This is a genomic window from Streptomyces coelicoflavus, from assembly GCF_003112555.1.
Taxonomy (GTDB): Bacteria; Actinomycetota; Actinomycetes; order Streptomycetales; family Streptomycetaceae; genus Streptomyces; species Streptomyces coelicoflavus.
In genome coordinates, this window is the sequence record NZ_BEWB01000010.1 from 411290 (window position 1) to 431038 (window position 19749).

General features: G+C 73.5%; 13 protein-coding genes. 9 read left to right on the forward strand and 4 right to left on the reverse strand.

The genetic code is table 11. The features are described 5' to 3' along the window. Window positions 1-67: 67 nt before the first annotated feature. A complete protein-coding gene (locus Sco07f_RS25770) occupies window positions 68-4768 on the forward strand; it encodes a hypothetical protein (protein ID WP_108989314.1) in 4701 nt (1566 codons plus the stop codon). A 117-nt stretch (window positions 4769-4885) separates the two neighbouring features. Here the strand turns inward: Sco07f_RS25770 and Sco07f_RS25775 are convergent, their stop codons facing one another. Beyond that, window positions 4886-5368, reverse strand: a complete 483-nt coding sequence (locus Sco07f_RS25775; RefSeq protein WP_054101777.1) for a hypothetical protein — start codon at window positions 5366-5368, stop codon at window positions 4886-4888. A gap of 419 nt (window positions 5369-5787) precedes the next feature. Between Sco07f_RS25775 and Sco07f_RS25780 the strand changes: the two genes are divergently transcribed. The 6 genes from Sco07f_RS25780 to Sco07f_RS25805 all read left to right on the forward strand — a co-directional run bounded on the left by Sco07f_RS25780 (window position 5788) and on the right by Sco07f_RS25805 (window position 11554). Beyond that, window positions 5788-8565 carry a nitrate- and nitrite sensing domain-containing protein gene (locus Sco07f_RS25780; protein WP_108989316.1) on the forward strand — a complete coding sequence of 926 codons (2778 nt, stop codon included), beginning with the start codon at window positions 5788-5790 and terminating at the stop codon, window positions 8563-8565. Then, on the forward strand, window positions 8562-8996 hold the full coding sequence (locus Sco07f_RS25785; protein ID WP_054101775.1) for a roadblock/LC7 domain-containing protein: 435 nt from the start codon (window positions 8562-8564) through the stop codon (window positions 8994-8996). Before Sco07f_RS25780 ends, Sco07f_RS25785 begins: the two co-directional genes overlap by 4 nt. Before the next feature lie 10 nt (window positions 8997-9006). Further along, window positions 9007-9402: a DUF742 domain-containing protein gene (locus tag Sco07f_RS25790; protein ID WP_007388201.1), complete on the forward strand. Its 396-nt coding sequence runs from the start codon at window positions 9007-9009 to the stop codon at window positions 9400-9402. A gap of 46 nt (window positions 9403-9448) precedes the next feature. Next, window positions 9449-10054, forward strand: a complete 606-nt coding sequence (locus tag Sco07f_RS25795; RefSeq protein WP_054101774.1) for a GTP-binding protein — start codon at window positions 9449-9451, stop codon at window positions 10052-10054. A 106-nt stretch (window positions 10055-10160) separates the two neighbouring features. Further along, window positions 10161-10970 (forward strand): M15 family metallopeptidase, encoded by an 810-nt coding sequence (locus tag Sco07f_RS25800; protein WP_108989317.1) that lies wholly within the window; start codon window positions 10161-10163, stop codon window positions 10968-10970. A 47-nt stretch (window positions 10971-11017) separates the two neighbouring features. Then, window positions 11018-11554: an NUDIX domain-containing protein gene (locus Sco07f_RS25805; RefSeq protein WP_054101772.1), complete on the forward strand. Its 537-nt coding sequence runs from the start codon at window positions 11018-11020 to the stop codon at window positions 11552-11554. Here the strand turns inward: Sco07f_RS25805 and Sco07f_RS25810 are convergent. After that, window positions 11545-13923: a glycoside hydrolase family 31 protein gene (locus Sco07f_RS25810; protein WP_108989318.1), complete on the reverse strand. Its 2379-nt coding sequence runs from the start codon at window positions 13921-13923 to the stop codon at window positions 11545-11547. The genes Sco07f_RS25805 and Sco07f_RS25810 overlap by 10 nt on opposite strands. A gap of 211 nt (window positions 13924-14134) precedes the next feature. Between Sco07f_RS25810 and Sco07f_RS25815 the strand changes: the two genes are divergently transcribed. Next, window positions 14135-16111 (forward strand): acetoacetate--CoA ligase, encoded by a 1977-nt coding sequence (locus Sco07f_RS25815; protein WP_108989319.1) that lies wholly within the window; start codon window positions 14135-14137, stop codon window positions 16109-16111. A 120-nt stretch (window positions 16112-16231) separates the two neighbouring features. Then, window positions 16232-17143, forward strand: a complete 912-nt coding sequence (locus tag Sco07f_RS25820) for a DUF8829 domain-containing protein (protein ID WP_108989320.1) — start codon at window positions 16232-16234, stop codon at window positions 17141-17143. A gap of 72 nt (window positions 17144-17215) precedes the next feature. On the opposite strand, the gene ptsP is transcribed toward Sco07f_RS25820, so the two are convergent. Both ptsP and Sco07f_RS25830 read right to left on the reverse strand, forming a co-directional pair. Next, window positions 17216-18886 (reverse strand): phosphoenolpyruvate--protein phosphotransferase, encoded by a 1671-nt coding sequence (gene ptsP / locus Sco07f_RS25825; RefSeq protein WP_108989334.1) that lies wholly within the window; start codon window positions 18884-18886, stop codon window positions 17216-17218. Between the two features lie 86 nt (window positions 18887-18972). Beyond that, on the reverse strand, window positions 18973-19422 hold the full coding sequence (locus tag Sco07f_RS25830; protein WP_007388211.1) for a PTS sugar transporter subunit IIA: 450 nt from the start codon (window positions 19420-19422) through the stop codon (window positions 18973-18975). Between the last annotated feature and the right edge of the window lie 327 nt (window positions 19423-19749).

Genomic DNA, 19749 nt, shown 5'->3' on the forward strand with positions numbered 1-19749 from the left:
CCCGACCGACCGCACCCGCCGCCCCGTCCGAACGTCCCCGACCTACGAAGACTTACGAGAGTCCGCCATGTACGAGCTGTCCCGGGTCCGCCTCTACTCCATCGGACCCGCCGGTGCGCGCTACGCCGACACCGTGCTTGACCTGCGCGGTGTGGGCCGGCCCGTGCCCGACCCCGCGCCCACGCAGGCGGAGTTCTTCGAGGAGGAGCCCGTCGGCCCGCCGCGCCGCCCCGCGCCCGCGGGCGTGCTCTTCCTGGAGAACGGCGGCGGCAAGTCGGTGCTCCTCAAGCTCATCTTCTCGGTGATGCTGCCGGGCCACCGCAACACCCTGGGCGGCGCCAGCTCCGGCGTGCTGCGCAAGTTCCTGCTCGCCGACGACTGCGGACACGTGGCGCTGGAGTGGCAGCACGTGCAGACCGGCGAGTGCGTCGTCGTCGGCAAGGCCAGCGAATGGCGCGGGCGGCAGGTCTCGGGCGACCCGCGGAAGTTCGCCGAGGCCTGGTACTCCTTCCGCCCGGGACCCGGGCTGACCCTGGACAACCTGCCGGTCGCCGAGGCCACCGCCGTGCGCCCGCCCGTGGAGGGCGCCTCCGGCGCGCAGGGCAGGCGGCGCACCATGAAGGGCTTCCGGGACGCGCTCACCGAGGCCGGCAAGGCCTACCCGCACCTCGAAGTGCACTGGGAGGAGATCCACGACCGCTGGAACGAGCACCTCGGCGACCTCGGCCTCGACCCGGAACTCTTCCGCTACCAGCGCGAGATGAACGCCGACGAGGGCGAGGCCGCCGGCCTGTTCGCGGTCAAGAAGGACTCCGACTTCACCGACCTGCTGCTCCGGGCCGTCACCGACACCCGCGACACCGACGGCCTCGCCGACCTGGTCGGCGGCTTCGGCAACAAACTGGGCCGGCGCGCCGAACTGATCGCCGAACGCGACTTCACCGCCGGATCCGTCGACCTCCTGGGCCGGATCGTCGAGGCCGCCGAGGCGCGCACCCGCGCGCGGGACATCCACACCGCCGCCGAACGCCGCACCAGGAACCTGGCCCGCCGGCTCACCGCGCGCGGCGCCCGGGAGCGGGTCCGGGCCGGAGACCTCGCCCAGCGGGTCACTGCCGCCGCGTACGCCGTCACCCACGCCGAGTCCGCCCGGGACCGCAGCGCTCTCATCGCCGCCGAACTCGCCTACCGGCACGCCTCGCTGGCCCTGACCGGTGCCGAGAAGTCCGCCGCCGCACAGAAGCGCGAACTGGCCGAAGCCCGCACCCTGCACTCCGCCTGGCAGGCCGCCGAGGCCGTCCTGCGCCACCGGGCCGCCGCCGACCGCGTCGCCCGCGTGTCCGCCGCGATCCAGGAGGCCGAACGCGACGCGGCCCCCGCCCTCGCCGCCCGCACCAAGGCAGCCGTCGACCTCGTCCGCGCCCTGCACGCGGCGGTCGGCAAGGCCGAGCACCACGCCAACGAGGAGGAGGCGAGGTCCGCCGCCCTCCAGGAGGTGAGCGACGCCGCCCACCGGGACTCCACCACCGCCGCCACCGAGGCCCAGCGCGCCCGCAGCGAGGCCGGACACCTCCGCCAGCGCCTCACCGAGGTCGAGCAGGAGACCGCCGAGGCCGTCCGCGCCGGCTGGCTGGACGACAGCGCGCCCGACGCCGATCCCGCCCGCGCGGCCCTCGCGGCCAGCGACGCGGAGAAGACGACCGTCGCCGCCTGGGACACCGCCCGTGAGGCGGCCAGCCGGGCCACCGAGCACGCCCGTGAGGCCGCCGCCGCGGAGAGCCGCGCCGAACTGACCGCGGCCCGCGCCGCGGACGCGGCCACCGCCGCCGAGCACGCCCACGACGGCGAGCGGCGCACCGCCGAGGCACTGGCCGCGGAGGAACGGCTCGCCGAACTGCTCGGCCTGGCCGCCGAGACCCGCGCCGGCATCCCCCAGCCGCGCCGCGACACGGACCGCGAGGACCCGGCCGCGGCAACCGGCACCCCCGACGGCGCGCTCACCCCGGAGGAACTGGACCGCTTCGCCGACGAACTGCGCGAACTGCTCGACGACACCGTCACCTCCGCCGAACGCCAGCTGTTCGACCTGCGCACCGCGGCCGCCGACGACTCCCGCATCCTCGGCGCCCTCGGCGACGGCGGACTGCTGCCGCCGGGACCGGACGTGCTGGCCACCGTCGAGTTCCTCGGCGAGCACGGCGTCCCCGCCCTGCCCGGCTGGCGCTACCTCGCCCAGGCCGTCGACCCCGCCGACCACGCACGCGTGCTGGCCACCCGCCCCGAGCTGGTCGACGGCGTGATCATCACCGACCCCGACTCGCACACCCGCGCCCGCGAAATCCTCGGCGACGCGGCCCTGCTGCCGCGCTCCGCCGTCGCCGTCGGCACGGCCGCCGCGCTTCTCGCCCCGTCCCCGGCTCCCGGGTCCGGCGCCGGGGACGTCTTCCTCGTACCGCCGAACCCTGCCATGCACGACGAACAGGCCGCCGACGAGGAGCGGCACGCGCTGCGCGCGCGGGCGGGCGAGCGGGACGAGGAGATCCGCACCCTCGCCGCCCGCCTCGGCAAGGACCGCGAGCTGGCGGCGAGGCTCGCCTCCTGGCGCACCGGCTGCCCCGCCGGACGCCTCGTGGAACTCGCCCGGACCGCCGAGGAGGCCCGCGCCTTCGCCGAGGAGACCGAGGCCGAGCTGACCGAGGCCCGCACTCTGCGCGCCGAGGCCGACGAGAGGGCCGTCGAGGCCGTCCACCTGAGGGACGAGCGGCAGGAGGCCGCGCAGAAGGCGCGCCGTGCCGCCGACGCGCTGGCCGGACTCGCCTTCCGGCTGCGCGAACGCGCCGGCTGGCAGGTCAAGGTCCGTGAACTCGCCGACGAGGGCGCCGAGGCCGAGGCCCGTGCCCAGGCCTGTCTGGAGCGGGCCCGCGCCGCCGACGAGGACCGGCGTGCCGCCCAGCGTGCCGCCGACGACGCCCGCCGCACCGCCCGCGCGCTGCGCGCCGAGCGCTCCGAGATCGCCGGCGCCCCCGACGACGTACCCGAGGACGGGAGCGGGGGCGGCGCCGGGGGCGGCACGGGGGACGCGTCCGACAGCGGCAAGGATGTTCGCAAGGCGTCCCTGCCCGACCTCCGCGAGGCCTACCGCGCCGCCTCCCAGGTGTACGAGAAGGTCGGCGTCGGCGCCGACCTGCGCGCCGAACAGGCCCGCGCGGAGAGCGACGAGAGCGCCGCCCGCGCGGATCTCGACCGGCTCAGCAACAAGGTCCGCACCCGCGCCGCACAGCTCCTGGAGTCGCCCGACGGCTCCGACGGGCCCTCCCGGCAGGCCGCCGCCGCCCGCGCCGAGGAACTGGTGCAGCTCCTGGAGACCCGCATGTCCAGCGCGAGCGAACAGCTCGGCCGGCTGCGCGGCGAGGCCGAACGGCACGCGCCCGAGGACGGCGACACCCACACCGACCTGCCCGAGGAGCTCCAGCCGCGCGACACCGAGCACGCCCAGAGCCTGCTGCGCACGGCGACCGCCGAACTCGCCTCCCGCGCCGAGGCGCTGACCCGGGCCCGCGAGGCCCACGCCGAACTGCTCGACGCGCACCGCGCCGCCGAGGACGCGGCGGGCGGCTTCGACGAGATCGCCGCCATGCTCCGCGATCTGCTGCGCGAACACGCGGCCGAGGAGGAGCAGGACGAGCCCGATCCCTACGCCGGGGACCTGGAGGAGGCCCGCAGGGGCGCCGCCGAGGCCCGCCGCTCGCTGCGCGGCTGCTCCGCCGACCTGTCGGCCGCCGAGGCGGCCGTACGGGAGGCGAGTGACGTACTCGTCCGGCACGCCAACTCCACCCGCTACGAGCAGGTCCGCACCCCCGCCCGCCAGCAGATCCGCGAACTGCCGGCCTCCGCACTGCCCGAGCACGCCGCCAAGTGGGCGGACGCCTTCGCCCCCCGCCTGCGGGTCCTCACCGACGAGCTGGCGCAGCTGGAGCGCAACCGCGACTCGATCGTGGACCGGCTGCGCGGACTGGTCGAGTCCGCCCTCGCCACCCTCCGCTCCGCCCAGCGGCTCTCCCGGCTGCCGGAAGGGCTGGGCGAGTGGTCCGGGCAGGAGTTCCTGCGCATCCGCTTCGAGGAACCCGACCAGGCCACCCTCACCGAACGGCTCGGCGAGGTCGTCGACGAGGCCACCCGCGCGGCCGTGAAGAAGAACTCCGACCTGCGCCGCGACGGCATGTCCCTGCTGCTGCGCGGAGTCGCCGCCGCCCTCCAGCCGAAGGGCGTCGCCGTCGAGATTCTCAAGCCCGACGCCGTGCTGCGCGCCGAGCGCGTCCCCGTCGGGCAGATGGGCGACGTCTTCTCCGGCGGCCAGCTGCTCACCGCGGCCATCGCCCTGTACTGCACGATGGCCGCGCTGCGCAGCAACGACCGCGGTCGGGACCGGCACCGCCACGCCGGCACCCTGTTCCTCGACAACCCCATCGGCCGCGCCAACGCCACCTACCTGCTGGAGCTCCAGCGGGCCGTGTCCGACGCGCTCGGCGTCCAGCTCCTGTACACCACCGGTCTGTTCGACACGACCGCGCTGGCCGAGTTCCCGTTGGTCATCCGGCTGCGCAACGACGCCGATCTCAGGGCGGGCCTGAAGTACATCAGCGTGGAGGAGCACCTGAGGCCGGGTCTGCCCCAGCCCGCCCCGGCCGCCGAGGGAGAGGGCGAGGCGGTTCACAGCGAGATCACTGCGACCCGCATGTTCAAACGCCCCGCCCAGTCGCCCGCATAGCCGGCCTGCGCACCGGAGAGTGCGACCGCGGCACGGACGTCACGGACGTCACGGACGTCACGGACGCCACGGACGTCGGGGACGCCACGGACGGCCGGGCGGCCGTCGCCCGGCCGTTCAGGGGTGCGACAGCTGTCCCGCACCGCCCCGCCGGCCTATCCGTTCCCGGCCCCGGTCGGCGGCCCGGGCCTGCCGCCGTGCCCGGCGACGCTCACGGCGCACGGCCCGCGCGGTGCTGCTCGGCGCCGACACCACACCGTGCCGCTGGTTCCACACCTGCCGTGTCACCCACACGTCCAGTACGCCCCAGGTGGCCACCACCGTGCCCGCGACACTCGCGAGCACCATCGGGAACGCCAGCCAGGACTCCGCCAGGGTGCACAGGAAGGCCACCATCGCCAGTATCAGCGTCACGGCGACGACGAGTACCGCGCGCACGGCCGCCGTACGCACCGGATCCGGCATCCGCCGACGCCGTGCGGGCTCCTCGCTCCACAACGGCCGGTACCCCGGCCGCCGTTCGCCCGCCACGGTGTCCGCCCCGGCCGCCGGGACCTCCCGCTCCGGCGTCCCGCACCGCTCCGCCGTGCCCATCGACATGTCACTCCCCACCGCCGTCAGACAGCTCGCCCGTGCCCCTGGACACGGCTCCCCTGTGGCTGCCCGGCTTGCTCCGCTTTACGCCACCCGGGGGCGGGATGCGGCTCCTGTGGCCGATTCCGCCTCCATTTCCCGTAGTGAAGGACGAACGACGGGTACCCAAGATTCCCGGAAATCCCGCGCAGTCGAAGAATTTCGGCCAATCCGCCCGTCACACCGGAACGTCCGCCTCACATCCGTCGGCCGATCCGGGGGCGCAATCTCCCGCAATGACCGGACAACTGACCATCGCCGGCCCCGGGTACGGAGGTTCGGCCTCCGGATGGGTCTTCGAGTTACCTGTGCGTCAGTAGTAGGCTCGCGCCGTTTGTTGACGCACATGTGTACCCCCACCACCGGGGGGCGAGCTGGGGGAGGCCATGCGCTTTCGCGGGAAGTCGATCCGCCGGAAGATCGTGGCGCTGCTCCTGGTGCCGCTGGTGTCCCTGACCGCGATCTGGGCCTTCGCCACGGTACTGACGGGACGTGAGGCGGCACAGCTGTTCAGCGTCTCGACCGTCGTCGAGAAGATCGGCTACCCGGTCGAGGACACCGTCCGCGTCCTCCAGCAGGAACGCCGCCAGACCCTCGTCCACCTCGCCGACCCGCGGGCCTCCGACGGACTCGCGGCTCTGCAACGCAGTCGCAGGGCCACCGACGAGGCCGTCGCCGAGATCCGCCGCAACGCCGCCGACGCCGGTGTACGGGACGACCTCGGCCGGGCCGGGGAAGAACGGCTCACCGCCGTACTGGACGCCTTCGACGGCATCGGCTCGCTGCGCCGCAGCGTCGAGGACGGCACCGTGAACCGCGCGCAGGCGCTCGGCCTCTACAACCGCCTGGTCGACCCCTGCCACGACCTGCTCGCCAACCTCGACGTCGTCGACAACGTGGGCCTGGACAAGCAGTACCGCGCCCTCGTCAACGTCTCCCGCGCCCGCGAACTGCTCTCCCGCGAGGACGCCCTCCTCGGCTCCGCCCTGGTCACCGGGCAGCTCAGCCGCACGGAGACACGGGACGTCTCCGACCTCGTCGCGCAGCGCACCATGATGTACGACATCAACCTGCCGCTGCTGCCCGCCACCGAACGCGGCCGCTACCAGCGCTTCTGGAAGAACGCCTCCTCCGCCCCTCTCCGGGTCGCCGAGCAGGCCGCCGTCTCCTCCGACGGCGGCATGCCGCGCGGAGTCACCGCCAAGAGCTGGGACACCGCCGCCGGCAGTGTCCTCAAGGAGCTCGGCGAGCTCGACGACAACGCCGCCGACCGCTACCAGGACCGCGTCGACCCGGTAGCCACCAGCACCATCGCCAAGGCCGTCGTCGCCGGGGCGCTCGGCCTGATCGCCCTCCTGTACTCCCTGTTCCTGTCCGTGCGCGTCGGCCGTTCCCTCATCCGCGACCTCAAGCAGTTGCGCCTGGAGGCGCACGAGGCCTCCGGCGTCCGCCTGCCCAGCGTGATGCGCCGGCTGTCGGCGGGCGAGGAGGTCGACGTCGAGACGGAGGTGCCGCGCCTCGAGTACGACCGGAACGAGATGGGCGAGGTCGGCCAGGCCCTCAACACCCTCCAGCGGGCCGCCGTGGAGGCCGCCGTCAAACAGGCCGAACTCCGCGCGGGCGTCTCCGAGGTCTTCGTCAACCTCGCCCGCCGCAGTCAGGTGCTCCTGCACAAGCAGCTCACCCTGCTCGACACCATGGAACGCAGGACCGAGGACACCGAGGAACTCGCCGACCTGTTCCGCCTCGACCACCTGACCACCCGCATGCGCCGGCACGCCGAGGGCCTGGTCATCCTCTCCGGCGCCGCACCCTCCCGGCAGTGGCGCAAGCCCGTCCAGCTCATGGACGTGGTGCGGGCCGCCGTCGCCGAGGTCGAGGACTACGAGCGCATCGAGGTCCGCAGGCTGCCCCGCGTCGCCGTCACCGGACCGGCCGTCGCCGACCTCACCCACCTGGTGGCCGAACTCCTGGAGAACGCCACGGTGTTCTCGCCGCCGCACACCGCGGTCCAGGTGCTGGGCGAGCGCGTCGCCAACGGCTTCACCCTGGAGATCCACGACCGGGGCCTCGGCATGGCCGCCGACGCCCTCCTCGACGCCAACCTCCGCCTGGCCGAGACACCCGAGTTCGAGCTGTCCGACACCGACCGGCTCGGCCTGTTCGTCGTCAGCAGGCTCGCCCAGCGGCAGAACGTCCGGGTCTCGCTGCAGCCGTCCCCCTACGGCGGCACCACCGCGGTGGTGTTCGTTCCCGACGTGCTGCTCACCGACGACGCCCCGGACACCAACGGCGTCGGCTTCCGGCTCGACCGCCCCCAGCACCTCGGGGAGAAGGAGCGGGCGGAGAGCCGTCGTTCCGCCCTCTCCCACGTACCCGCCCGGCTGTCCGAGCGGCCGGCCGCGATGCTGGACGGCCCGGTCGAACTGGAGGCGCCCGTCGACCTCGACGCCCTCGACCTGCCGGGCGTACTCGACGACCAGGACGGCGAACGCGGCGGTCTGTTCCGTCCGCGCCGCTCACTGGTCGCGGCCGACGAGGACCAGGCGGCCCGCCGACCGGAGCGGCGACACTCCGGGCCCCGCCGCGGCGACGGCCCGGCCGAGGACGGGACCGGGGCGAACGAACCGGTCGGGCTGCCGCGCCGCCGAACCCCCAAGCTGGTCAGCTCGCACGGGCGCCCGGTCCCCGAACGGCCCGCCCGGGACACCGCCGGCGAGTCGCCCGCGGCCGGTCCGGACCCGGCCGAGCGCCCGGCCGCACCCCCGGCCCGGGCGGACGAACTCCCGGCCCTGCCCGCCCGCCGCCGGGGAGACCGCGCCGGTGACCGCACCGGCGACCGCGCCGAGAGCCCCGCCGACGGCCGCGGCGGCGACGTGTCCCGCGCGTCGCAGGAAGCTCCCTCCGCGCCCACCGACCCCGGCGCGCTGCCCCGGCGCGTACGGCAGGCGAACCTGGCGCCTCAGCTCCGGCAGAGCCCCGAACCGCCCGCCGAGAGCCGCGCCGACCCCGCCGACCGCGATGCCGACGAGGTACGCAGCCGTATGGCCTCGCTCCAGCGCGGCTGGCAGCGCGGCCGCAAGGAGAACGCCGCGGGTGACGACCCGCCCGACGGCGCAGCACCATCAGCACCACGAGGAACGACTAAGGGGGACGGTCGATGACCGCACCGAAGACGACCGGCCACACCGCGACCAAGTCCGGGGAGCTGAACTGGCTCCTCGACGACCTGGTGGACCGTGTCGCGAGCATCCGCAAGGCCGTCGTCCTGTCCGGCGACGGACTGGCGACGGGCGTGTCCAAGGACCTCACCAGGGAGGACAGCGAGCACCTGGCCGCCGTGGCGTCCGGATTCCACAGCCTCGCCAAGGGTGTGGGCCGGCATTTCGAGGCGGGCACCGTCCGGCAGACCGTCGTCGAACTCGACGAGGCCTTCCTGTTCGTCACGGCCGCCGGCGACGGGAGTTGCCTGGCCGTCCTCTCCGACGCCGACTCGGACGTCGGACAGGTCGCCTACGAGATGACCCTGCTCGTCAAGCGGGTCGGCGTGCACCTGGGCACCGCGCCGCGCACCGATCTGCCCTCCGGCGGGTAAGTGGGATGACATGAGCGCAGACGGTCAGGGAAGAAACCACTGGTTCGACGACGAGGCAGGCCCCGTCGTCCGTCCGTACGCCATGACGCGCGGCCGCACCACCAGCGCGGCCCAGCACCGCCTCGACCTGATCGCGGTGGTCGTCACGGAACCCCACGCGGACGATCCGGAGGCGGACGTCACCCTCTCCCCGGAGCACGTGGACATCGTCGGCCTGTGCCGCGACGCCCCGCAGTCGGTCGCCGAACTCGCCGCCGAACTCGACCTCCCCGTCGGGGTGGTGCGGGTCCTGGTCGGCGACCTCGTGGACGGCGAACTCGTCCACGTGAACCGGCCCGTGCCCCCGGCCGAACTGCCGGACGAGAACATTCTGCGCGACGTGATCAACGGGTTGAGGGCACTGTGAACCGGCCCCCGGACACATCGGGCGGCACGTTAAGGAGAAGAGATCGATGATCTTCGGGCGTTCTCAGCGCGGCAAGCCGCCGGTCGAGCCCGTCACGCTGAAGATCCTGGTGGCCGGCGGGTTCGGCGTGGGCAAGACCACCCTCGTCGGCGCGGTCAGCGAGATCAGGCCGCTGCGCACCGAGGAACTGCTCACCGAGGCCGGCCGCCCCGTCGACGACGTCAGCGGCGTGGAGGGCAAGCACACCACCACGGTGGCCATGGACTTCGGGCGGATCACCCTGCGCGAGGACCTGGTCCTCTACCTCTTCGGCACGCCGGGTCAGGAGCGGTTCTGGTTCATGTGGGACGAGCTGTCCGAGGGCGCGCTGGGCGCCGTCGTGCTGGCCGACACCCGGCGCCTGGAGGACTGCTTCGCCGCCGTCGACTACTTCGAGCGCCGCTCCATCCCGTTCGTGATCGGCGTCAACTGCTTCGAGGGATCGGCGCGTTACCCGGCCGAGACGGTCCGCCAGGCGCTCGACGTCGACGAGGACGTACCCCTGGTGATGTGCGACGCCCGGGACCGGGAGTCCGTCAAGGAGGTCCTCATCGGCGTCGTCCAGCACGCGATGGCCCAGGCGGCGGACCGCCGCAGCGCCGTCCCGACCTGAGCGAGCACGGGAGGGGGCGCCGACGCGCGCCCGCGCCGAACGGCCCGGCGCGCCGCCGGGCCGCCCCCTTCCCCCGTGGCACCCAACCCTGATAGATGCAGGGGACATGACACGACTCTCCACCACGCTCCGCGGTCTGGCCACCGCCGTCGCCGCTCTGTTCGCCGTCACAGCCGTCCCCGCCTCCGCACAGGCACGGCCCGAACCGAGGGCCCCGGAGGACTTCGTGGCGCTGCGCAGCGTCGACCCGACGATCATCGAGGAGATGCGCTACGTCACCGCGCACAACTTCGTGGGCGAGCGCGTCGACGGCTACCGGCAGCCCCTGTGCATCCTCATCCGCCCCGCCGCCGAAGCCCTCCACCGCGCCCAGACCCGGCTGCTGCGCCAGGGCTACTCCCTCAAGGTGTACGACTGCTACCGGCCGCAGCGCGCCGTCGACCACTTCGTCCGCTGGGCCGAGGACCTCGACGACCAGAAGATGAAGGCGGAGTTCTACCCGGAGGTCGACAAGACCCGCCTGTTCACCGACGGCTACATCGCGGAGAAGTCCGGCCACAGCCGGGGCTCGACCGTGGACCTCACCCTCGTGCGGCTCCCCGCGAAGCCCACCCGCCCCCACCACCCCGGACAGCCCCTGGTGTCCTGCTTCGCGCCGCAGGACGAGCGATTCCCCGACAACTCCGTCGACATGGGCACCGGCTACGACTGCTTCGACACCCGGTCGCACACCCTCGACCCCCGCATCCAGGGCGTCCAGCACGCCAACCGGATGCTGCTCAAGAACACCCTGGAGGACGCCGGCCTGGTGAACCTCCCCGAGGAGTGGTGGCACTTCACGTACAAGCCCGAGCCCTACCCCGACACCTACTTCGACTTCCCGGTCTCCGCCAAGTCGCTCGCCGGCCGTCGCTGACCGGCCTGCCGGAGCCGCCCCCTCCGCGATCGGATACAGTCCGCCGCGTGTCCGAAACTGAAACCTCCGTTCCCAACTCCGCGCGCGACTCCCACTGTTCGAGCTGCGGATCGCCCTACGGAGAGGGCGTCTCCGGCTGGCCCCGCACCTGCCCCGCGTGCGGCACCGTGGCCTACCGCAACCCGCTGCCGGTCGCGGTGGCCCTCCAGCCCGTGTACGACACCCAGGGCACCGCCCTGGTCGTCATCACCCGCACCGTGGCCCCCGCGCGCGGGGGAGTCGCCCTGCCCGGCGGCTACGTGGACGACCGGGAGGACTGGCGGCAGGCCGTCGTCCGCGAACTCAAGGAGGAGACGGGCATCGACGCGGCGAGCCGTGACGTACGGCTCGCCGACGCCATGAGCTCGCCCGACGGCCACCTGCTGCTCTTCGGCCTGCTGCCCGAGCGGCCCGCCGAGCACCTGCCGCCCTCCGCCGCCACGGACGAGACCGAGGGATGGCACCTCCTGCGCCGGGCGGAGGAGCTCGCCTTCCCGCTCCACACCCGGGCCGTACGGGCCTTCTTCGAGGGCCGCTACATCTGAGCGGAGCGCTCCGCGAGCCCCCGCACGCGGACCGGGCAGGACGGCTCGCTCACCCCGTCCTCGCCCGACCGCTCCACGACCACCCGCCGCCCCTCCCAGCGGGACACATACCGTTCGATCTCCGCCTCCACCCAGCCGTCGCCCGCGTCCGGAACGACCAGCCCACCGCCGGTCCGCCCCCGCGCGGGCGCCCACACCTCCAGTTCCGGCGCGCCGTCCTCCCCGCGCACCGGAACCACCGCTCCCGCGCGCGCGAACACCGGAATCCGGTCCACAGGGGCGTCGACGAGCACCTGCGCGGGCCCCTCGTACGCCCGCTCCGTCACCACGTCGTACCAGCGCCCCCGCGGCAACCGCACCGCCCGCCGGTCCGCTCCCGGACGCAGCACCGGGGCCACCAGCAGGCAGTCGCCCAGCAGAAAGGCGTCCTCACAGTCCCGCAGCGCCCGGTCCTCCGGCGCCTGCCACCACAGGGGACGCACGTACGGAGCACCCGTACGCCGGGCCAGGTGCGCCAGCGTCACGAAGTACGGCAGCAGCCGCCGCCGGTCGACGAGCACCACGCGCGCGTGCCCGAGGACCTCGGCCCCGAAGTCCCACGGCTCCCGGCCACCCGCCCGCGGACCGGCGTGCGTGCGGAACAGCGGCAGATGCGCGGCCAGCTGGAGCCACCGCAGATACAACTCCGGCGAGAGGGGCCCCTCCGACCCGCCCACATCGGCCCCCGAATACGGCACCCCGCACAGCCCGAGCCCCATCACCCGCGCCAGCGCGGCCCGCAGCCCGGCCCAGTCCGTCGCTCCCTCCCCGGACCAGGCGCCGCCGTACCGCTGGAGGCCGGCCCACCCGGAACGGGAGAGGACGAACGGCCGCTCGTCGGGCGACAGCGCCCGCAAACCCTCGTACCCGGCCCGCGCCACGCACAGCGCGTAGACGTTGTGCGCCTCCCTGTGGTCGCCGCCCCCGCCCTCCAGCGCGTGCCGGGCGGACCGCGGCAGCGTCGGCTCCCCGAAGGCTGCGAACGACGTGGGCTCGTCCAGGTCGTGCCAGACCCCGGCGAACCCCTGCCCGAGCCGCTCCTCGTACAGCCCGCCCCACCACTCGCGCACGCGCGCGTGGGTGACGTCCGGGAAGACCACGTCCCCGGCCCGCCCCACACCCCGGACCACCGCCCCCGCGGCGTCCCGCACGAACACGTCCCCGCGTGTCCCCGCGTCGTACACGGCGTCGCCGGGTGCGGCCACTACCGCCGGCTCGACCGCCGACACCAGCCGCACGCCCTCCCTGCGCAGCTCCTCCGCCAGCACGGGCAGCTTCGGGAACCGCTCCTCGTCGACGGTGAACACCCGCCGGGCGTCGGCGTGCCCGACCCCCAGGTGCACCGCGTCCAGCGGCAGATCACGCTCCTGGTGACCGGCCACGACCCGCCGTACGTCCTGTTCGTCGCCGACACCGGACAGCACGTGATGGTGACCGAGCGCCCACGCCGGCGGCAGCGCGGGCGCACCGGTCAGCGACGCCCAGGACAGCAGCACGCGCGCGGGGGTCCCCACCATCACCCAGCACCGCAGCGGACCACCGTCCATCCGCAGCACACTGTGCCCCGGCCGGTCGTGCCCGGACCCGGCTCCCTCCTCGCCCTCCCGCAACGCCACCGTGCCGTCCCACGACGTGTCGTGGAAGAGCAGATGCGTCCCCGCGTCCGCCACCACCATCTGCACCGGCATCGTGACGGACGCCGGGTCCCCGCCGGCGGCGCCCGACCGACCGCGACCCGAGTTCCACAGCCGGTACGTGCCGTCGCGCAACCGGGGACCCGAGGATCGCCCACCGAGCCCGAAGAACCGGGCGTCGGCAGCCACCCGCGACCGCTGAGTCCAGCGCGCCGGCCCGCCGCCGGCCGGCTCCCACCAGCGGGGCGGCAGATCATGACGCAGGACCACACCCCCGGGCGTGCGCACCTCGACCGCGCCGTGCCGGGACACGGCCACCGTCACCCGCTCCGCCACCACCCGCCAGCCGCCGTCCTTGTCCGGCTCCAGCACGGCCCGAGGATCCGGATCGGGACAGCGGCCCGCCAGCGCGTACGAAGGCTCGGGACCGGCCCCGTCCCAGCCCCAGAACACGGCGCCGTTCACCGCGACGAGGACGCGCAGTTCCGAACGCCCGAACCGGACGACACCGCCCCCGGGCCCGGGCTCCACCTCCCGCACCGCGCCCGGCACCCGTGCCCGCTCCGCACCCCGCGGCGGCAGCGCGGCGGCGTCGGCACGCCGACTGCGCCACGCCGCCCGCACCGTACGCAACCCCTGCGCCACCCCCGCGGAACCGACCGTCTTCATCGAACGCACCAGGTCACGACCGTCCATGCTGATCACCCTGCCATCGACCACCGCGCGCGCGGGCGTCGTTCAACTGCCGTTCACCCGGCACCGGACCACATCTTCATGTGACCGACTGTGTGGGGCGCCCTGGTGCGGAAGTCGATCACGTGGCATCGTCCCTGTCAGCCGCGTCACGCGCACACCCCAGCCCGTGCGCGGAGGACGCACACGACGCGCACAGTCCGGGAGCCGCACCATGTCGACCGAGAACCCGCAGCCGCTCTGGCAGCCGGATGCACCACGCATCGACCAGGCACGCATCACCAGGTTCCAGACCTGGGCGGCCGAGCACCACGGAGCCCCCGCCGACGGTGGGTACGCCGCCCTGCACCGCTGGTCCGTCGACGAGCTGGACACCTTCTGGAAAGCCGTCACGGAGTGGTTCGACGTCCGCTTCTCGACCCCCTACGCGCGCGTTCTCGGCGACCGGAGGATGCCCGGTGCCCAATGGTTCCCCGACGCCACGCTGAACTACGCCGAGCACGCCCTGCGCGCGGCCGGCGTCCGCGCGGACGAAGCGGCCCTCCTGTACGTCGACGAAACCCACGAGCCGACCCCCGTCACCTGGGCCGAGCTGCGCCGCCAGGTCGGCTCCCTCGCCGCCGAACTCCGCGCCCTCGGCGTACGCCCCGGCGACCGCGTCAGCGGCTACCTCCCCAACATCCCCCAGGCCGTCGTCGCGCTCCTCGCCACCGCCGCCGTGGGCGGCGTCTGGACCTCCTGCGCGCCCGACTTCGGCGCCCGCAGCGTCCTGGACCGCTTCCAGCAGGTGGAACCCGTCGTCCTGTTCACCGTCGACGGCTACCGCTACGGCGGCAAGGAACACGACCGCCGCGACACCGTCGCCGAGCTCCGCCGGGAACTGCCCACGCTGCGCGCGGTGATCCACATCCCGCTGCTCGGCACCGACGCCCCCGACGGCGCCCTGGAATGGGAGGCCCTGACGGCCGCCGACACGGAGCCCGTGTTCGAGCAGGTGCCCTTCGACCACCCCCTGTGGGTCCTCTACTCCTCCGGCACCACCGGCCTGCCCAAGGCCATCGTCCAGTCCCAGGGCGGCATCCTCCTCGAGCACCTCAAACAGCTCGGCCTGCACTGCGACCTCGGCCCCGAGGACCGCTTCTTCTGGTACACCTCGACCGGCTGGATGATGTGGAACTTCCTCGTCTCCGGCCTGCTCACCGGCACCACGATCGTCCTCTACGACGGCAGCCCCGGCTTCCCCGCCACGGACGCCCAGTGGCACATCGCGGAACGCACCGGAGCCACCCTCTTCGGCACCTCCGCCGCCTACGTCATGGCCTGCCGCAAGGCCGACGTCCACCCGGCCCGCGACCTGGACCTCTCCGCGATCCAGTGCGTCGCCACCACCGGCTCCCCGCTCCCGCCCGACGGCTTCCGCTGGCTGCACGACGAGTTCGCCGCGAGCGGCGCGGACCTCTGGATCGCCTCCGTCAGCGGCGGCACCGACGTCTGCTCCTGCTTCGCGGGCGCCGTCCCCACCCTCCCGGTCCACATCGGCGAACTCCAGGCACCCGGCCTCGGCACCGACCTCCAGTCCTGGGACCCGAGCGGCAACCCCCTCACCGACGAGGTCGGCGAGCTGGTCGTCACCAACCCCATGCCCTCGATGCCGATCCGCTTCTGGAACGACCCCGACGGCAGCCGCTACCACGACAGCTACTTCGACACCTACCCCGGCGTCTGGCGGCACGGCGACTGGATCACCCTCACCTCCCGCGGCTCCGTGGTCATCCACGGCCGCTCCGACTCCACCCTCAACCGGCAGGGCGTCCGCATGGGCTCCGCCGACATCTACGAAGCCGTCGAGCGGCTCCCCGAGATCAGGGAATCCCTCGTCATCGGCATCGAACAGCCCGACGGCGGCTACTGGATGCCCCTCTTCGTGCACCTGGCCCCCGGAGCAGCCCTCGACGACGCCCTCCTCGACCGCATCAAGCGGACCATCCGCGCGAACCTCTCCCCGCGCCACGTCCCCGACGAGGTCATCGAGGTCCCCGGCATCCCGCACACCCTCACCGGCAAGCGCATCGAGGTCCCGGTCAAGCGCCTCCTCCAGGGCACCCCGCTCGACAAGGCCGTCAACCCCGGCTCCATCGACAACCTCGAGCTGCTCCACTTCTACGAGGACCTCGCCCGCAAGCGCGCCTGACCAGCACACCGGCGGGCCGGCCGCCCCGGGCGGCGGCCGGCCCCCGCGCCCGCCCGACGCCGTTGTCAGTGCCGCCGATTACTGTGAGTGAGCATTGATCGACCGTGCACAGGGGGAAACATGGCGCACACCGGCCAGACCGGTCAGACCGACCAGACCATGCGACGCGTCCTGCGTCGCGAGATCGCGGGCACCATCGGCCTGCTCACCGACGAACACGACTTCCGCGCCATGCGGCGCTACCGCAGCTTCACCTTCCACGACCATGCCGTCTACCTGCGGCAGGTGGAGGCCCTGCTCCAGGCACGCGCGGCACAGGGCACCCACACCACCGTCGCGCTCTTCGACCCGGAGGAGTACGCCGACTTCTGCACGGCGGCGGGCCTCGACGCCGACGCCCCGGCGACCCGCGCCCGGTTCACCGCCGAACTCGCCGCCCACGGTCCCACCGTGCCCTACGACGGTCAGCCCCTCGCCGACCTGCTCCCGGCCCTCGTCGACGAAGCCGTCCGCCAGGCCATCTGGGAGTACACGTCGACCCTCCTCGCCACCCTCGGGGGCTGCGCCACCTGTGGCGAGGACCTCGGCCGGGCCGCCTTCACCCGTGCCCACCGCCTCCTGCACCGCGTCCTCGAAACGGCTCCACCGGGCAGCCGGCACCTGGTCTGCAGCGTCAAGGGCCACCCGGAGGAGACCCTCGTCTCCGTCCTGCTCGTCGAGGAGGAAAGCGACGGCACCCCGCACATCGACGAGGCCGAAGCCCTGGAGTTCACCAGCGTCCTCGCCCTGGGCCTGGCGACCCACAGCCCCGGCGGACTCGTCATGCGCGTCAGCCCGCCGACCGGCCCCGACCGCATCCACGGCTGGCGCCTGCGCGGATACGGCCTCGAACCCCTCACGGCCGCCGAGGTCTTCGACGCCTACTGCACTGACATCGAGTCCGGCGACCTCATCTCCCCGGAGCCCAACGTCGACTACTGCGCACCGCCCGACCTCGGAGACGACCACCTCCCACCGGGACACCACCACTGAACGCGGGCGGGGCGCCCCACCCGAAGGTGGAACGCCCCGCACCACAGCCTCTACGGCAGCCGCACCCGGCCGCTACTCGCCGGACAGCACCGCCTGGGCGGCGTTCCGCGCCTCCTCGGCGCTGTCCGCCGCCCGCGCGGCAGCCGCCGCACGCTCGCACTGCGCCAGCGTGAACTTCGCCAGCGTCGCCCGCACGTACGGCAACGACGCCGCGCCCATGGACAGGGAGGTGACACCGAGACCGGTCAGCACACACGCCAGCAGCGGATCCGAAGCGGCCTCACCGCAGACACCGCAGCTCTTGCCCTCGGCCTTCGCCGCCTCGGCCGACAGCGCGACCAGGTCGAGCAGCGCAGGCTGCCAGGGGTCCTGCAGCCGCGACACCGCGCCCACCTGACGGTCGGCGGCGAAGGTGTACTGCGCGAGGTCGTTCGTCCCCAGCGACAGGAACTCCACCTCCCGCAGCACCGAGCGGGCCCGCAGCGCGGCCGAGGGGATCTCCACCATCGCGCCGAACTTCGCCCGCAGCCCGGCCTCGCGGCAGGCGTCCGCGAACGCCTTGGCGTCGGCGCGGTCCGCCACCATCGGCGCCATGACCTCGAGGTACACCGGCAGTCCCTCGGCGGCCTTGGCCAGCGCCGTCAGCTGCGTACGCAGCACGTCCGGGTGGTCGAGCAGCGTCCGCAGGCCCCGCACGCCGAGCGCCGGGTTCGGCTCGTCGCCCGGGGTGAGGAAGTCCAGCGGCTTGTCGGCACCGGCGTCCAGCACCCGCACGACGACCCGGCCCTCCGGGAACGCCTCCAGCACCTGGCGGTAGGCGGTGACCTGCTTCTCCTCCGACGGCGCGTTCTCGCTGTCGTCGAGGAAGAGGAACTCGGTCCGGAACAGACCGACACCCTCGGCGCCGGCCTCCACGGCCGCGGGCACGTCGGCGGGACCGCCGATGTTCGCCAGCAGTGGCACCTTGTGACCGTCCGAGGTCGCACCCGGTCCGGTCGCCACGGCGAGCGCCGCCTTGCGCTCGGCGGCCTCAGCCGTCAGCCGTGCCTTCTTCTCCTCACCCGGGTTCACGAAGATCTCCCCGGTGCTGCCGTCGACGGCGACGACGGTGCCCTCGGGAAGCTCGCCGGCGCCGGGCAGGGCCACCACGGCGGGCACACCGAGCGCCCGCGCGAGGATCGCGCTGTGACTGGTCGGCCCACCCTCCTCGGTGACGAAACCCAGGACGAGGGTCGGGTCGAGCAGTGCGGTGTCGGCCGGCGCCAGGTCCCGAGCGATGAGCACGTACGGCTCGTCGCTGTCCGGAACACCCGGCATCGGGACACCGAGCAGACGGGCGACGATACGATTCCGCACGTCGTCGAGGTCTGCCACCCGGCCGGCCAGGTACTCACCGGCACCGGCGAGCAGGGCGCGGTACGCGGCGAAGGCGTCGTACACGGCGCGCTCGGCCGTGCTCCCCACGGTGATCCGCCGCTCGACGTCGGCCATCAGCTCGGGGTCCTGGGCCATCATGGCCTGTGCCTCGAGCACGGCCTGGGCCTCGCCCCCCGCCAGATTGCCGCGCGCCATCAGATCGGCCGCCACAGCCTCCACGGCCTTGCGGGCGCGCCCCTGCTCACGCTCCGCGTCCTCGGCCGGAATCTGCTTCGCCGGCGGCTCCAGGACCGCCGTACCCATGTGCCGAACCTCGCCGATCGCCACACCGTGGCTCACACCGACGCCTCGCAGCGTTGTCTCCATCTCACCCGTCCCGATAGTGCGGCGGGTCCCGCCGCCGCGGTGGTTGTCCTGCTGGCCGTCGATGCCGCCGCGTGACGGCGTCGACGTCACTTCCAGAGGAAGAGGCTCTCGCCGGCCTTCACGTCGCCGTCCTCACGGAGCTCGGTGAGCGCCTCGGCGGTCGCCTCCAGCGCCACGATCGGGCAGACCGGCGACTTGCCCGCGGCCTCGACCGCGGCCGGGTCCCAGCGCACCACGCCCTGACCACGCACGACGGTGTCGCCCTTGTTCACCAGCAGCTCGAAACCCTCGCCGTTGAGCTGCACGGTGTCGATGCCGAGATGGGTCAGCACACCGTGTCCGCTGTCGTCCACGACGACGAAGGCGTGCGGATGCAGAGAAACGATGACGCCGTCGACCGGCGCGACCGCCTCGGAGGGCTCCCGCACGGGGTCGATGGCGGTGCCCGGGCCGACCATGGCCCCGGAGAAGACGGGATCGGGCACGGCGGCCAGGCCGATGGCGCGTCCTGCGAGCGGGGACGAGACGGTGGTCATGGGAAGCCTCCCAGGGCGGAGATCTGTACGAGCCGTCACTGCTTGTCCCGGACGGCACACTGAGCAGCAGGGTATGTCATAGGAAGTACCGGTTCCGCATGAGTCTTCCCAATAGAGGTCTAGACCACACTCGCCACGGATTTGCACCCGTTCCGACGCCCCGTGTACAGTCGTTACTCCTGCCTGAGGCTGAGCGATGCGAACCAGCGCGTCCTCGTCCCGGCAGTACCCAACTCATCAGATCCTATCTCTGGATCACCTTCTGCATGTCTGCAGGGCGGTGGTCAGAGGGACCGGAAAAGCCTGATAGTGTTGGAAACACCGAAA